At 53.7% G+C, this 15,053-nt stretch carries 13 protein-coding genes; 2 read left to right on the forward strand and 11 right to left on the reverse strand.

The features are described from left to right. Positions 1 to 48: 48 nt before the first annotated feature. Entirely contained in the window at positions 49 to 1,068 is a 1,020-nt protein-coding gene (locus ACYQ2T_RS15395) for an IS481 family transposase (protein ID WP_459901785.1), read from the forward strand. A 627-nt stretch (positions 1,069 to 1,695) separates the two neighbouring features. On the opposite strand, the gene ACYQ2T_RS15400 is transcribed toward ACYQ2T_RS15395, so the two are convergent. The 10 genes from ACYQ2T_RS15400 to ACYQ2T_RS15445 form a co-directional block, all read right to left on the reverse strand. Continuing rightward, complete coding sequence (locus ACYQ2T_RS15400; protein WP_459901786.1) at positions 1,696 to 2,115, reverse strand: hypothetical protein; 420 nt, start codon at positions 2,113 to 2,115, stop codon at positions 1,696 to 1,698. A 60-nt stretch (positions 2,116 to 2,175) separates the two neighbouring features. Beyond that, entirely contained in the window at positions 2,176 to 2,601 is a 426-nt protein-coding gene (locus tag ACYQ2T_RS15405; RefSeq protein WP_459901787.1) for a hypothetical protein, read from the reverse strand. Positions 2,602 to 2,714: 113 nt separating this feature from the next. Beyond that, positions 2,715 to 3,194: a hypothetical protein gene (locus ACYQ2T_RS15410; RefSeq protein ID WP_459901789.1), complete on the reverse strand. Its 480-nt coding sequence runs from the start codon at positions 3,192 to 3,194 to the stop codon at positions 2,715 to 2,717. Positions 3,195 to 3,370: 176 nt separating this feature from the next. Beyond that, on the reverse strand, positions 3,371 to 6,739 hold the full coding sequence (locus tag ACYQ2T_RS15415; protein WP_459901791.1) for an ankyrin repeat domain-containing protein: 3,369 nt from the start codon (positions 6,737 to 6,739) through the stop codon (positions 3,371 to 3,373). Positions 6,740 to 6,742: 3 nt separating this feature from the next. Then, positions 6,743 to 7,843, reverse strand: a complete 1,101-nt coding sequence (locus tag ACYQ2T_RS15420; RefSeq protein ID WP_459901793.1) for a hypothetical protein — start codon at positions 7,841 to 7,843, stop codon at positions 6,743 to 6,745. Between the two features lie 844 nt (positions 7,844 to 8,687). Continuing rightward, positions 8,688 to 9,080: a CBS domain-containing protein gene (locus ACYQ2T_RS15425; protein WP_459901794.1), complete on the reverse strand. Its 393-nt coding sequence runs from the start codon at positions 9,078 to 9,080 to the stop codon at positions 8,688 to 8,690. Positions 9,081 to 9,118: 38 nt separating this feature from the next. Further along, the gene (locus ACYQ2T_RS15430; protein WP_404845577.1) at positions 9,119 to 9,466 is read right to left on the reverse strand and encodes a P-II family nitrogen regulator; all 348 of its coding nucleotides are present in this window, start codon (positions 9,464 to 9,466) and stop codon (positions 9,119 to 9,121) included. Beyond that, entirely contained in the window at positions 9,456 to 10,250 is a 795-nt protein-coding gene (locus tag ACYQ2T_RS15435) for a DUF1538 domain-containing protein (protein ID WP_404845576.1), read from the reverse strand. Before ACYQ2T_RS15435 ends, ACYQ2T_RS15430 begins: the two co-directional genes overlap by 11 nt. Before the next feature lie 9 nt (positions 10,251 to 10,259). Continuing rightward, positions 10,260 to 11,015 (reverse strand): DUF1538 family protein, encoded by a 756-nt coding sequence (locus ACYQ2T_RS15440; protein WP_459901796.1) that lies wholly within the window; start codon positions 11,013 to 11,015, stop codon positions 10,260 to 10,262. 519 nt (positions 11,016 to 11,534) lie between these two features. After that, a complete protein-coding gene (locus ACYQ2T_RS15445) occupies positions 11,535 to 12,395 on the reverse strand; it encodes a hypothetical protein (RefSeq protein WP_459901798.1) in 861 nt (286 codons plus the stop codon). A 407-nt stretch (positions 12,396 to 12,802) separates the two neighbouring features. Here ACYQ2T_RS15445 and ACYQ2T_RS15450 point away from each other — a divergent pair, with 407 nt between their 5' ends. Beyond that, positions 12,803 to 13,168, forward strand: a complete 366-nt coding sequence (locus ACYQ2T_RS15450; RefSeq protein ID WP_459901800.1) for a carboxymuconolactone decarboxylase family protein — start codon at positions 12,803 to 12,805, stop codon at positions 13,166 to 13,168. A gap of 229 nt (positions 13,169 to 13,397) precedes the next feature. Here the strand turns inward: ACYQ2T_RS15450 and ACYQ2T_RS15455 are convergent, their stop codons facing one another. Beyond that, positions 13,398 to 14,864 (reverse strand): S1C family serine protease, encoded by a 1,467-nt coding sequence (locus ACYQ2T_RS15455; protein WP_459901802.1) that lies wholly within the window; start codon positions 14,862 to 14,864, stop codon positions 13,398 to 13,400. Positions 14,865 to 15,053: the final 189 nt, after the last annotated feature.

Genomic DNA, 15,053 nt, shown 5'->3' on the forward strand with positions numbered 1-15,053 from the left:
GTTAGTCCTCAGACAGATTTTGGGGTACAGTCTCACGATGGAGGCCCCATGAAAGCTGCAGAGAAAGTCGCCCGCCAGCGTATGAGTGTGCTTGAGCTTGCAGAGAGCTTGGGAAACGTCAGTGAAGCCTGCCGGCGACGCGGTATGCATCGTAGTCAATTCTACGAGTACAAGCGGCGTTTCCAGACTCACGGCCTTGAAGGGCTCAAAGATCTGCCGCCTATTCCGAAGTCCCACCCTTTCGCCACCTCCGAGGAGGTGGTCGAGCAAATCTTGGAATTGAGCCTAGCTCATCCTGCTTGGGGGTGCGTTCGCCTTTCCAATCAGCTCAAACTCATCGGTGTTTCGGTGAGCTCCCCTACCATTCAAAACATCTTGATCAAGAATGGCATGGGCACCAAGTACGACCGCTGGCTTAAGCTTGAGCAGAAGCAAGCTGGCGAACCCATTGAATTATCGGGCGAACAGGTCGCTTTCATTGAAAAACAAAATCCCGTTTTTAAAGAACGACACGTCGAGAGTTCTCGCCCTGGGGAGCTGTTGTGCCAAGACACCTTTTACGTGGGACGTCTCAAAGGGGTGGGGCGAGTTTACCTGCATGTCGTCGTCGATTCCTTCTCAAGCTATGCCTTCGGCTTTCTGCATACCAGCAAGCGCCCAGAGGCTGCCGTTTCCGTCCTTCACAACGACGTCATGCCGTTCTACGAGGAAAAGGAAATTGCCGTTTCCGCTGTCCTTACTGACAACGGCAGGGAATTTTGCGGAACCGAGACCCATCCATATGAACTCTATCTGTCCCTCAACGAGATTGAACACCGCCGTACCAAGGTGCGATCACCTCGGACAAATGGCTTTGTCGAGCGGTTTAATGGCACTGTGCTTGATGAGTTCTTTCGAGAAGCCTTCAGAACAACGCTTTATGAGACCGTAGAAGCACTCCAGGCCGACCTGGACACCTGGCTGACCTACTACAATACTGAACGCTCACACCAAGGGTATAGAAACATGGGACGTCGTCCCATAGAAACCATTAACGAGTACATCGAATCTGTCAGAGAAGAACGTTAGTAGGACAATTAACGAATCAACAAGCTCCCCCCCTGCACTGCCCCCAACAAAGAACATGCCCTTGGAATTGCTTCCAAGGGCATGTTCTTTACACATAACTGAGGGCAATAAGGCGAGGCAGAGACCTTCCAGGTGCGCCTCAAGCAAAATGGTCCAGACCCTGAGCTGTTACCCACTCTCCTGACGAACAACCAGGAGAGGTGAAAAAGCTGTAATTGCAGGCTTATGATGCGGAATTCAAATGAAACGCTGTGCTCATGGTTGAAGCGTCTGGGACACTGCGACTGAGGCCCCTGAGAGTCTTTGGATTAGCGTAAATCCTATTTACCGTTGGCGATGTGAGATGCAGCTGCGGGGCGCATCAGTTTTCCCAGCCAAGAAAAGAGCCGCCTCACAGAGGAAAAACGCCCATCAAGGAGCTTGAAGACCAAAGAAAACACATCGCACCATCAAGGGCATACAATTGGGTGACATTAATTGCGAGAGATTGACAAATTCTAGTCTATCATGACTAAGGATGCGCTCCTCTTTCCAAGCTGCTCAGGCTCAGCGATATTTCAGCGAGCACTCCAAGGAGGCCTGAACACCTGCTTAGCCTACTACCTTGTTCAACGCTCGCAGAACTGCTTATTCAGCGGCGGCCTCACACTCTTGGAGAACCCGATCACAAATCTCCTCCAAAACAAAGCTCAACCCCGTTTGCACTTGGAGATACCGATCAAACTCTATTTCAAGGTCATTAGAATGCTCGTCATAGCTACAACAAAATCCTCGCATCACGTCGATAATGATGCCTTGTGCAACAACAAAAGCCTCTCGCGGCCACTCAATCATTCTTTCTGAATCATCACCAGCCTTGCAATTCTTCAAAATATCATAATATCGCTGCACAGCTTCGCCCGAAAAAGACTGTCCATTTTTTAGAGTAATTGTCTCCGCACCATGAAGAGCACCTTCGAAAGACTGAATCAACAGGGCATACTCATCGCTAGAGAGAGCACATCGGCAGACGACCTCTCGCTCAAGGAATACTTCTTTAAGAATCATTTTCCATATCCTCCCATCTTTTCGCTATAAAAACTACACATTCCATGAAAGAGGAAGCCATCAATTCATACGACCCAATTGTGCATAACAAATACGCTGCGCACTCTCTTCCAAAAGAGTATTCAGCCCAGATAGTATATCAAGATACTCACCAAGCTCGGTCCCTGGGCGTGCAGAATAGTCGCCGGGATAGCACCCAAAGTCATCAAAGAGCTCAAGGATGGTTCGCTGCATAATGACAAAAGCCTCACGCGGCAGCGTAACTTCTATTGAAAAATCATCATCAATTGGCTCATGTTCTTCGCGCAAATAATCATCATACTGCATTGCGTAATCTTTTTTCACACCCAACACACGCTCAAATTGCACATTATGAATACCTCTGAGCACTTCATTGAACGCGCTTGCAAGCGACCATCGCTCCATATCCGAGAAGACAACGCGACACATATACTCTCTTTCCAAATCAACTTCTTTCAATAGCACGATACAACTCCTTCTGTAACTTCATCCTACTCACGGAGAGAACCGTACAGCGCCGCGTATAATATTGAGCGCGGCACAACACTTCAGATCACCTAAAAACAGTAACACACCGACTATGATGTCTCAGAACACCTCAAACCATCAAACTGGTTGTGGATAGGCAAGGATGGACACACAGCATGGAGTACGAGACGCAGTTCATCTTCTGAGTCTCGGTTGAAATAAAGGATACCATTGCCCGGATGTGTTGCATCTCCTGGCCCCTTCTTGACGATGATATCTCCCGCCTTAATGACAAGATATTGTTTTGTACAAAGAGACAAAGCACGCTTGAATTCGACAAATCCTGCATCCGTCAACTCTATCATCCCAAAGTGACGTTCAATGACGTGTTCACCTGGTGGAGTTTGATCCTCAGGCTGCAGGACACCAACAAGGTGACGAAGCGACTTTACGTTATTGCAATCCACATAAAAGACACAATAGCCTTCCGGATTCGCCACAGGGGAACACAATGTAAGGACGAGCGCCATGGCCATCACACTCAAGACGGCGTACTCCCCGCACCCCCTTCTCCGCATCGAAATACCCATATCTCCCCCTTCACCCACTCCACCATGACAACAGGCCGACATATATAGCATCACTGCTCGGCATGGCAACACTGTTTACACAGTGTTTGATCCACCCCACGCATCCTCCACAGGCCAAAGATATTTACTCAAAAAAAACGCGGAGAGGATGTCTCCTCTCCGCGTCGTTGGCTACCCTACTGGATTCTTGCCGATACGTATTCGGCATCCAAAAGCGCTATAAGCGCTTTGAGACCATCCACGTTATCAACCTCGTCAATGCACATACGCGCATAATCTGCGGCGGTATAGCCTTTCTCATTTTGGGCGCTATGGTCAGCCCCTTGCTCCAACAGCATTCGCACAAACGCGTAGCGTTCATTCAAATCGGTCTCATATGTGACTTCAGCGGCATAGTGGAGAGGCGTATTGCCGGAGTTATCTTTCGCATTGATGTCGCTCCCCAATTCGAGGAGCTTTTCAACGGTCTTGGATTTTCCATCGATGCACGCATAATGCAGCGGGGTCACTCCATCGCAATTTGCGACCAAGGGGACATCAAATTTCTGGACGAATTGCTGAATAAAGTTTGCCGCCAGCATATCATCACGCTCGTCAACAAAGCGGCGGGCCGCGTAGTGGATGACGTTGAGGCCGTCATTATCGGTATTCGCAATCACATCAGCCGTCTTTTTGCGCCTGAAGATGGTGTTCACAAACCCAAAACCGCCCCTCATGCACGCAAACATAGCCGCTGTCCGTCCGGAGAAGTCCACGCGGTTGCTGTCTGCGCCGCGTGCAGTCAGGAATTTAAACATCTCAACGTCATTGGACACGATAACATGATTCAGCGGCGTGGTTCCGCCATCCTGCGGCGCGTTGATATCGACGCCATTTTCAACCAGCAATGAGATCATATTCTTGCGCAGCTCATCCACATCGACACTGGTGTACTGCGGCGCCCCCCTCTCGCGCAGGTCATATTGGTCCTGCATATCAAGAGCCAAATGTATCAACGTCTTGCCACTTATACCGTGCACAAGGCTCAGGTCCGCGCCACGGTCAACAAGCTCGCGGGCAACCTCAAGGCACCCGAAATGCACCGCGCACATAAGGGGCGTGTAGCCGTCATTGTCCACGTAATTGATGTCCGCTCCCGCATCGAGGAGAATACGTGTCGTCTCCAGCCTGTCCTGTTTTGAGTGATACGCAAAGTTCGTTATGTTGCGGTTCAGGGCTGTACTGTCGTCAAAGCCGCCAATAGCCATAACATTGGCGCCTCGCTCAACCAGCCACTTCGTCACATGAGGATTCGACGAGCCCGCGGCGTGCAGAAGAGCCGTCGCTCCATTATCGGATGCCTCTTCAATCTCAAGAAGCCCCCGCTTTTCGAGAATCTCAAGCACACCGATCACAAACGGATAGTACTGATTCTTAATGCGTCCACAAATCTTATGAACAAACGCCTCGCCAAAACAGCCTAAATGCGTGTGGACAGGCGCCCCGGCATCAAGAAGAACCTCAATAAGAGACAGCGCCGGCAAGTCGCCGGACCATACGTCCATGACGTGTTCAAGGATCGAGTCCTCGTTGCGATACAGACCTGTATTTTTATACTGATCTATAAGGCGGGACTTGACGATGTACTCTACGTCGCACCCAGCCTCGATAAGGGCCTTGAAAATCTGCAACGTCTCCTCGACACGGACATCAGGATTCCTCCGGTGACCCCAATCAAGCGCGAGGGAGAGGTAGTTTTCCACACGGTGCGTGTAGACATCGTCCTTGAACTTCCGTGTAAAGGTGCGCTGTATATTTTCCGTCCGCGCAATGATTCGTCTAATCACATCCACGGAGTGCTTTTTTAACAACGCAAGGCGCAACGAATCGGCCGACTCATAATCGGCCGTGCCGCACTTCAAGTGTGGATACGTATCGAGGTAGAAAACAAAATCAATTTGATCTGGGTCACAGCAAGACATCATAAAGTCAAAGAAGGTGAGATAACCGGCAGTGCCATCCGCGTAAACCAGCTCAAACTTCCTGTTTATATCCCACCCGTTGTCAACATACAGCTTCAAAAGACGGCGCTGATGGTGGCCGTGATACGCGACAATCACGCACATGAAAAGCATGTTACTAGTCAGTTCCTGCGGGCTTTTCCCGCTCAGCACCCTCCGGTCCACAGGGAAGGGCTTGCCCTGCATGCGGTAGAGGTCGGCGATATGGGCAAACATCGCGAACACTTCATCGTCGGAAGGGAACAGATCCCCACGCGGAGACGGAGTCATGATCATAGACTCAAAGCTCAAACCATGCTTGTCCACAAAATCAAGGTCTGCGCCCCGGTCAACAAGCAAGGTGACCATCTTTCGCTTGTTGAACCACACGGCGTACAACAATGCGGAATGCCCATGCGCCTCAATGCGCGCGCCGCGCTCAAGAAGCCACTGCACAAGCGCTTCCGGCTCCTTGAGCATGTCGCTCCACCCCACAACGGCGCAGAGGAGCGTCATTTCACGCATGCCGTGCTCCACAGGGGCATTGAGGTCCACACCCCGATCAAGAAGCGGCGTGATAAATAAAATCTTCTCGCGCGTGAAGTACTCGCCGCTCATGGCAATCTGGCGCACCATCTCGATGCTGGCGTCAGTACAGTCCGCGTTCTGCACCATTTTTCTCAGTGTTGCCTTGTCATAAAAATCGACAGGCACCGGCAACACATTGCCGCGTTCCTCATTCACGAGGACAAGCTGCCTGCGCTGCTTTTCGTCAAAGCAATCCTTCCGCAGGAAGCCCTTAACCTGACGGATATCATCATCAGAAAAGGCAAGACCCGCGCGGAAAAGCGCAATGAACCGGTCCGAGTTGCGGGCTTGCAGCGCTTGCACCGCCAGAGAAATGCTCGAGCCCGTCGCAAGGGGCTTTCGGATATTCAAAAGGTCCAGACCATGCGCGCACAGCCGCGACAGCACCCTCTCAAAGTTCCAACTCCCCAGAGACGACGTGCAGGGCAGTTCCCTGTTTTCAAGGGCCACGATGAGCGGGGTGGCTCTAGGCTCTGCCGCATAATTCACATCAATTCCCGCCTCCAAAAGATGGTCCAGCGCCTTCAGCGAGAAGGTTTCGCGGCCAAGCAGAAAGGCAAGTGCTGTCATCCCGCGCGAGTTCAGGGCATTGATGTCCACACCTGTTGCCAGCAGAACATCCAGTAAGTCCTTTGCGTAATATTTCTGGGTGACGAGCCAATGCAGGAGTGGCTCGCCATCAATGGTGGCTGGCAAGTGGTGCCCGTGCTCAACAAAGGCTTTCCACACATTTTCATTACACGTACGCGCAACCTGCTCCAGCAAAGACGCGGCCTCATCATCACTCCTGCCGATTGGCGCACCCATACCGAGGAGCATCCGCGCCACTTTGGACTTTTCGTATTGCACAGCATATTGGAGCGGCGTTATGCCCTTCTCATCAGCGTCGCCCACGGTCTGCTCTGCCAGAACACTTGCAAGCCGCTTTACATCGCCGGACTTTACCATTGCCTCAATCGTTTTTTTTCTAAAGAACATATATTATTCACCAAGAAGTATATGTAGTGTCATGAAATGGTACGTATATTTCCCTGTCTCGCCGGATTCTTTCTTCGCATACTCGCCGCGGACAACAATCTGCCCATCGGCGTAATCCAGCGCGCCATTCACAATGCGAACGCCTTGCTCTTCCGCAAACGCGGCAAGGGAGGCGTTGGTATTGTCCTGTGCCTCGCGCATCACAAGAGCTGGCACCATGCCAGAGTGACGCGCAAAAACGTTCTGCGCATGCTCCTCGCCTGCCTGTACAATTCGAAATGATGCGCTGTCAGCTATATGGCGTATCCGGTCTTGCAGCGGTGTCGCACTACTGCGCGACGCATAGTGCACATAGCCGGAACGTGCGTCGTTGGAAACGCCGCCCAAAACAATGAAAACATCGTCTGCACAATTTTTCGCGGCATTGATGGCCTGCCCAACGGGCGTCATATCGCCAGTAACGAACTCCGTCGTTGTTGTGTACACGTATAGCGCCACGTGCCCATCATCAGAGGCGACAACAACGGAGGTATCCACATATTCCGCGCACCGCGCCGCCAAGGCCTCATGCCGCGCCACATAGGCGTTCTTCGCTTCCCTCTCGCGCTCTACCGCAGCGGCGATGCGCTCCGGCTCAAGCGTCTCGAATTGTACAAGGAAAACGTTCCCATCCTCATCATCATAGAGTCGGCACAGGTATCCGTCGCCTTTGCCATGGCTCGAATAGTCGGTCCTAAGCTGCACGGCGCCCGCGTACTGCTCATGCAATACACCCTCAACAGCCTCCTCCAGCGCGTCCCTTTGGGCCTGCTCCTTGGTCTGAAGCAGAGTTACCGCCCCCCACAAAAGCCCCGCAACAACAAGCGCCGCGGCCGGGATGTACAGGAATCCCCATCTGCCCGTTGTGTACAAAAACACAACGCTCATCCCGTAAACGGCCGGATAGACCAGAACCAAAAACGCAAAGCACAACGACAGCCTCGACTCAAGGTTCACGCCATTTATGCCACTGAGGGCCATCACCGTCGCAGGCAGCGTCATCACGGAAAGAACAGCAGGCAGCCCGAGAAGAACCACCAGCCCTATTTTAATCATGCTCATCATATGCCTATCACCTTGTAGAACAGGGGCAGCCTGCATTATCGCCGGATTCCACAGCAGGGACCACAGGGGGGCGGCAAGCGCCGCCCGGCGTAGCGCTAGCGACCACTTCCAAAGCGCCGCCAAACTCCTCACCCAGAGCGCCCAGCGCCCCTCACCCACAAATTCCCTGCTCTTCGCAATAACTGCGGTCCCAGCTTATCCAAACGATTCCCATTCTATGTCAAGGCCGATCTTAAACCGTCAAAAGTCCAACACCAGCCCATCCACGCATTTCGAGGCGTATTTTAAGGCATGGTGGAGCATGTGCGCCATAGGAAAGCATGACCGAAGGCCACTGCAAATGGCAAAGCGGACCTCGGGCAAATGCCCAAAGTCCGCTTTCAAACGTCTTGCAGTGGTTTTTCGGCGACGGCGGAAGGCCCCTCTGACAGGGGCGGGGCGTGACGCGACCTCATAATAACGCCCCCACACACCACAAAGCGCGGCACCGTCACACAGTGCCGCGCAGGGAGTCACCAGAAACTATTACGGGAAGGAGAATGTCAAACCGGGCGCGCCAAGGGCAACAGCCTTACGCCGGACCATCCGAAGGAATGGGCCTACGACTGACCAGCGCCGGGCACAGCAGAACACAGCTCTGCAATAAGGCCCTAGCTCTTGGGAGGCGGAAGCGTCTTGCCGCACTCTTTACAGACGACAGGCTTATTTCGCTCTTCCAAGCGCACCGTCTGGCTTGCGCCGCAACGGGAGCACACGCGCCGTAGGTGAAGCGCGGATTGAATCGCTGACAAAATCTGCAACATAGCTGCGCCCCTTTGGCGTTGGCAGTACGCCCCACCTGCCGCTACAGCAGGTTGTTGTCCAAAACCAGCGACGACAACGACACCACGCCGACGACCTCCCCGTTTTCCTCAACGGGAGCGCTCTTGATGCTGGTCATATTCATAAGCCGCACCGCGTAGCGGATGTCCATATTGGCGGGCACCGTAATGATGGGCTTGGTCATGATTTCATAGGCGCTGACGTCCCCGGCATCGAGACCGGGAACGATAACCTGCTCCACCAAGTCGGTAATGGTTACCATGCCCCACGCATCATCGTCATGACGACGCGCCACGAGGATTTCGGAAATACGCTTGCTGCGCATCTGCTCCGCAACCTCTTTGGCCGAGGCCATGCCGTCAACGCTCACTATCTCTCGCTTCATCACATCGCGCACACGTACGATTGCCGACATGCTTCCTCCCTCTCACGTCCCATCCGTGGTGAAAGAACTTACAGGTACTTCTCCCGTACCTCTTCCTTGAACCGCTCAATCTGGCTCTCCATGCCCACAACCTGCTCCACCGGCAGCACAAAAGCGATGCCCGTGCCCGGTTTATGGAACTCCCCGGCCTCTTCAATGGCGGCAACAACGGGCTTCACAAGGTGCTCCTCTATCAGGAACATGACGATGTCCGTCTGATCCTCCAACGTCAGGCCAAAGAAGGTCTTGGCCTCGCGCATGCCGGTGCCGCGGCTGGGGATAATGGTCGCTCCGGTCGCCCCGGCGGCCTTGGCGGCATCAACGATGGGGTCCGTCTTGTATGTTTTCACTGGTGCCAATATCAGTTTAAACTTCACGCTGCGCCTCCCTCAGGCTCTTTTTGCTCTTTCTCGCTGTCATCCATTGGGTCATCTGTGCATATCCCATCACTGAAATTATCGGAAACAGACTGGCAAAGGCAATAAGGCCAAACCCATCAAGGGCCGGATTTCTGCCCGGCACCGCTTCCGACAGCCCCAGTCCGAGGGCGGCCACCAAAGGAACAGTCACCGTAGATGTGGTCACGCCGCCCGAGTCGTAGGCAAGGGCGACAATCATCTTTGGTGCAAAAATTGTTTGTATAATGACAATGACATATCCGACAAGAATGTAAAGATACAGCGGGGTTCCGGTTACAATGCGGAAGGCTCCGAGGGCAATGCCAAAGGCCACGCCAATGGCAACAGTTATCCGCAAGCCCCACTGGCTGATGCCACCGCCGGACACCTCCTTTGCCTTAATAGCCACCGCAAGCAGCGACGGCTCGGCAATGGTGGTGGAAAAGCCGATAAGCGCGGCAAATAGATAAATCCAGCCATACGCCGACCACTCCGAGGCCGCCTCTGCCCCGCCAAGCAGAAACGTCGGCTCCGTCAACTGTGTCGCCATCATTTTGCCAAGAGGGAACAGCGCCTTATCAAGCCCCAGCAGAAAAAGCGTCAGGCCAATCACAACATAGACGCCCCCGGCAATCATCCGCTTGGGGTGCGGGACAGGCTGGCGGAGCACAAAAAGCTGAAACCCCACAAGCAGGGCAAGAATCGGCAGGACATCGCGACAGGTCGACAAAAATGCGCCTGAAAATTCGGTGAAGAACTGCACATGGCCCCCTTATTTGGCTCCGAAAAGGACAAGCCCATAGCCAATAACGGCAATCATGGGCAACAGTGAAGCAAAGGCAATGAGTCCGAAGCCGTCAACAAGCGGATTTCGCCCTTTGATGATCGAGGCAAGGCCCACACCAAGCGCGGCAACAAGCGGCACGGTCACCGTCGAAGTGGTCACACCGCCCGCATCGTACGCAATACCAACGATTTCATGCGGGGCGAAGATGGTCATCACCATAATGACGACATAGCCGCCGATAATCAGATAATGAACAGGCCAGCCGCGCAGAATACGCAGCACACCGATAAGAATAGACACCCCAACGGAAAGGGCCACGGACAGCCGAAGCCCCATGGCATAATCATTCATGGCCTTTTCGCCGCTTTCAATAAGCCCGCCTTGCGCGGCAACGCTTGCGGCCTCATCCGCAACGGCGATAAGCGAGGGCTCCGCAACAGTGGTGGCGAACCCCAAGGCAAAAGAAAACGCCAGCAGCCAAAACAGGCTCCCCTTGCGGGCCAAGGCGTGCGCCATCTGTTCGCCAATAGGGAACAGGCCAATTTCCAGCCCCTCCACAAAAAGCGCCAGCCCAAAGACCACCAGCAAGCCACCTTCCATCACTCCAAGAACATTGGGCAGAGGCTGGCGAAGCACTGCGCCTTGGAAGAAGGCAATAACGAAAATGATGGGCAGCAGGTCCTTCAGCGACGACCAAAATCCCAGCCCAACAGTTCGCGATGCGGATTTTACAATTGCCAATGTACTCTGCTTGTCCATCCACCCTCCGCTCTTATGAGGAGCGCTATCATATAGATAAGCTACAACGATTCCTATTATACCTATAGGCTGATCGCTTGACTTTCAACAGAAATCGTCAGGTGGATACTGTCGCTTGCCGGACAAAAAGGGAGAAAAGCAAGACCTCACCCCGCACGAGACGACGCGATAAAACGTAAGATGCAGTCTTTTCATACAAATCGCGGCAAAGAGAACAACACAGGGACAAAAGCTCCGCAGCCTGCACTATCGTCATACGCGCAGGGACAAAACTCGCGGGACGGCCCTGCAGAGAGCGATACCTCTGCCACTCGTCCTGCACCCTCGCCTGTATCCATGCGACGCGGGCGATTTTTTACAGGCCCTGAACCGAAATGCCACGCCCCCTAGACCACACGCGCCCCTTAGGAATTGGAGCGAAAAGCCTTTTCATTAGCAGCACGAGGCGAACCTCTTCGACTGTGGCTCGTGCGTGAGAAGCCCGCATAACACTCATCCCCCCTACCCGCGCCCCCCACAGGACAACAGCTCATAGCTTTCTTCTAACACACGACTCACGCTACAGAGGAGGTCAAGAACCTCCTCAAAAAACGCCCCTAAGTATGTATGGTAGACATCATCATCATGAAATTTATACATAACAGCGACGATTGCCTTCTGCAAAAGGACAAAAATTTCGCGCGGCAAGCATACATTTGCCTCGCCGCCGACAATTACGCCATGATTAGCATAAAAACAGTCGAAGCACTTCTTAGCATACCCCTTCTTCACACCAAGAACGAATTCATAATCCACATTATGAAACCCTCCACATACCATGAGAAACGAATTCGAAAGAAAACAAAACTCATCCTTCGTCATGCATACAGTACACATATTCTGCTTATCAACGCCTACTTCCTGTAGGCGCATACCTGAGCAATCATCACCTTTCCAATTCGCTACTGAACACAACTCCTGATCCTCACCAACAGCATTATCCACGCATTGACAAGTTAAGACGCGGCTCTCTTCGAGCATCAGGTTCACACCACAAAGCACGTCGAGAAACGTGTAGAAATCGTGCTTGAGGCGCTTTTCGTAGGCCTCAAACTCCGGATAAATACGTATAAATGCCAAAAGAAGCCGCTGTACACGTTCCAGCGTACGTCTCTCGCAATGGAGTTCCACTCCGTCCCATGCAATAGCCTCAAATGAGCACGGCAAAACGCTTTCTATATCTTCCCCATCCGCCTTCGACAGTCCAAGCCCCAAGTCCTCTTCCATATCGTGCAGAACGCGCAGCACCTCATCCTTTGCCCGCAGCAAAACAGTATATTCGAGCGGAGAACAGAGCACACAACACATCACGCCACCATTCACACACTCTCTTGCTCTCATTCTCATACATGTCACCCACTGTTGTCTTTGTCTCCCCGACGAGGAGTATTCTGGTTTATAAACGACACCGCAGCGCCACTCCTCAAACTGCCCAATATCATGTTTGCAAACAGCCTCTAGAATATTGTAAGAACTGTTGGCAAGGCGTGAAAACACGTTTTTGGAGCAGGCTCACCGAACTTTTGAATTCTCTGGCGCGGCAGCCTTTTCTCTTCAATGGCCCACCCTGGCCATGGGCGATAGAGACCAGCCCTCAGCTTCGCCAGACACAAACTCCTTGCGATGGACAACACCGCGCGGGGCTGCCACCCTGTACCTCGGCTCCAGATGCTTCACGCCGCCAGTATCACCGCGTCGCAGACGCCTCACATCACACTAAGGAGCTTTTCATGGACAAGAGTATTCTGGACTACGAAGAACATATCTGGGACCTGACCAATGAAAGCCGCGAGCACATGGCGAAGCTCAACGAGGCGGTGTACTCAACAATCTCTCCCGAGGTCTACGACGACGGCGCCCTTGCGCGGCGCGATAAAAGCCTGATGGCGCTGGCCATAGCCATCAGTCAGGGGTGCGGCCCATGCATCGTCTCCAAGGTCGACCAATCCCTCACGTCCGGCGCAAGCGTTCAGCAGATCGTGGAAACCTGCCAGGTCGCCATCTCCATGGGCGGCACCCTCGCCTGGTCCAACTGCCTCCCCGTCTTCGACTACCTCCGCGCCAAGGACCTGCTGGATACGCCAGAAGGTGCGTAGCGCAACTCAAAACAAGAGACTCTACGTCCAGTTATCAAAGGCCTCGCATCGCGAGGCCTTTATCATCTCCCCTCTCGTCTTAAGGAGCAGAGAACCCGTTCCCCCCAACACAACACCAGCCCCCGGACAGGTTGGCCTGTCCGGGGGCTGGATGATGACGTTTGTCTGCGCCTTGGGCAGTCGCGCCGGGGCGGCGCAGTCGCGTGGTGGCGCGCTTGGGGGGGGCTGGTTACCGGGTCTCGACCTCGACGTAGAAGATAGAACTGGAGTACTTCTTAAAGAGTTCCTTGCCCGTCATGGGGTGGGCGGGGGCGGGGGCTGGGCGGGGGATGCCCAGTTGGTCCAGCATCAGGCCGATATAGTTGGACTTCACGGAGTAGGCGATGCCTTCGACATTCTGCAAAGTGATTTTGGCACTCACAACGCCAATCACACGCCCGCACGAATCAAAAAGCGGCCCGCCACTGTTGCCGCCGTTCACCATAGCGGACACCTGATACTGGGAGGCGGTTTCCTCATAGCCCCGTGTGGAGCTAATGATGCCTTCCGTCATTTTGAGCTGCGTGCCGATGATGCTCGCAATAGGATACCCAACCACAAACACATCTTCGCCCTGAGGGGTCATACCCGTCAGCTTCACAGGCAGCGGCTTGAGGTGTGAGGGGACGGCGTCAATCTTCAAAACAGCAAGGTCCAGCCCTTCGTCCACAAGCAAAACCCGCGCGCTCGTGAACGTTGTCGGCGAAGTATAGACCTGAATCTGCTTGGCACCATCCACAACATGGGCGCAGGTCATGGCGTGCCCCTTGTCGTCCAAGAGCCAGCACGTTCCCGTGTACACGGTGACCTCTCCGGCGTCCTTGTCCGGGTACATCTTCATCAGCGCCAGCCTATTCCTTCTGCCAAGGTTCAAGGCCAGCATCTCACTTTTGCCGACCCGCCACAGCACGCCTTGGGAATCCTTCTTGCGCCGGGAATAGGTACTGGTACACGCCTCATCTTTTTTCAGCTTGTTGAACTGGATTTTCACATCGCCGGGCCGCCACTCCACCTCTTCGGAGGTGAGTACATACGCCTTGTAGGGGTAGCGAATGTCCTCTTTGTCGTGGACAAGGCCCATGACGTACCGGGATTGGTCATCCGTCCAGATGCCTTCAAAGCGGTTCGCGGGGCGTCCATCAAGGAATTCCTTGAACCCTTCAATAGTACGTGGATAGGACGGCGGCATAGTGGCGACCATGCCCTTGTTCGGCATGCGGCGATACGCGCTGAACGTCTTTTGGGGAATGTTGTTGAAGGCGACGTACTCCTCAAGGGCTTCAAGGAACTCGGTTCCCATGTACCCGGGAGCCATGGAAAAATCCGGCCCGTAGGGGCGGGATGTAATATCAAAAATGATGCCGTAATTTGAGGGATCGTCCTTGGACTGGACAAGAACGGGCTTGATGATGGAGACCGCCCCGCCCATGAGCATATCTCTGTGCTTGGTCTTGATGCCGTCGCCACGGCCCCAGGATTCAACATCCAGAAAGCGGTCCTCCGCAATGTCCCAGGCAATCTCAAGGGCTTTGTCGAAATCTACGTCCAACGCCTTGATGGCGCCGGTGTCAGGCCCTTGCACCACGCCGCCGCCTTGCCGATGCGCCGTGCAGGACGTCAGCAGCACGGCCAAAAGAACGAACACAAATTTCTTCATCTGCGGTGTCTTCCCTTCACGGATAAGTGCCAATTGGCGCACCCCGCCTCCTGCCATAGTGCAGAGCGCGCATGCGCCCCATCCCGCAGTGGAGATGGAGTCCCAGTCATGATGTGTCTCCCGGTCCGCAGCACGCTGTACCCATGCGCATGGAAATCGAAAAACACATACGGATTAATCGGCAACTGA

The sequence above is a fragment of the Desulfobaculum senezii genome, assembly GCF_054657395.1.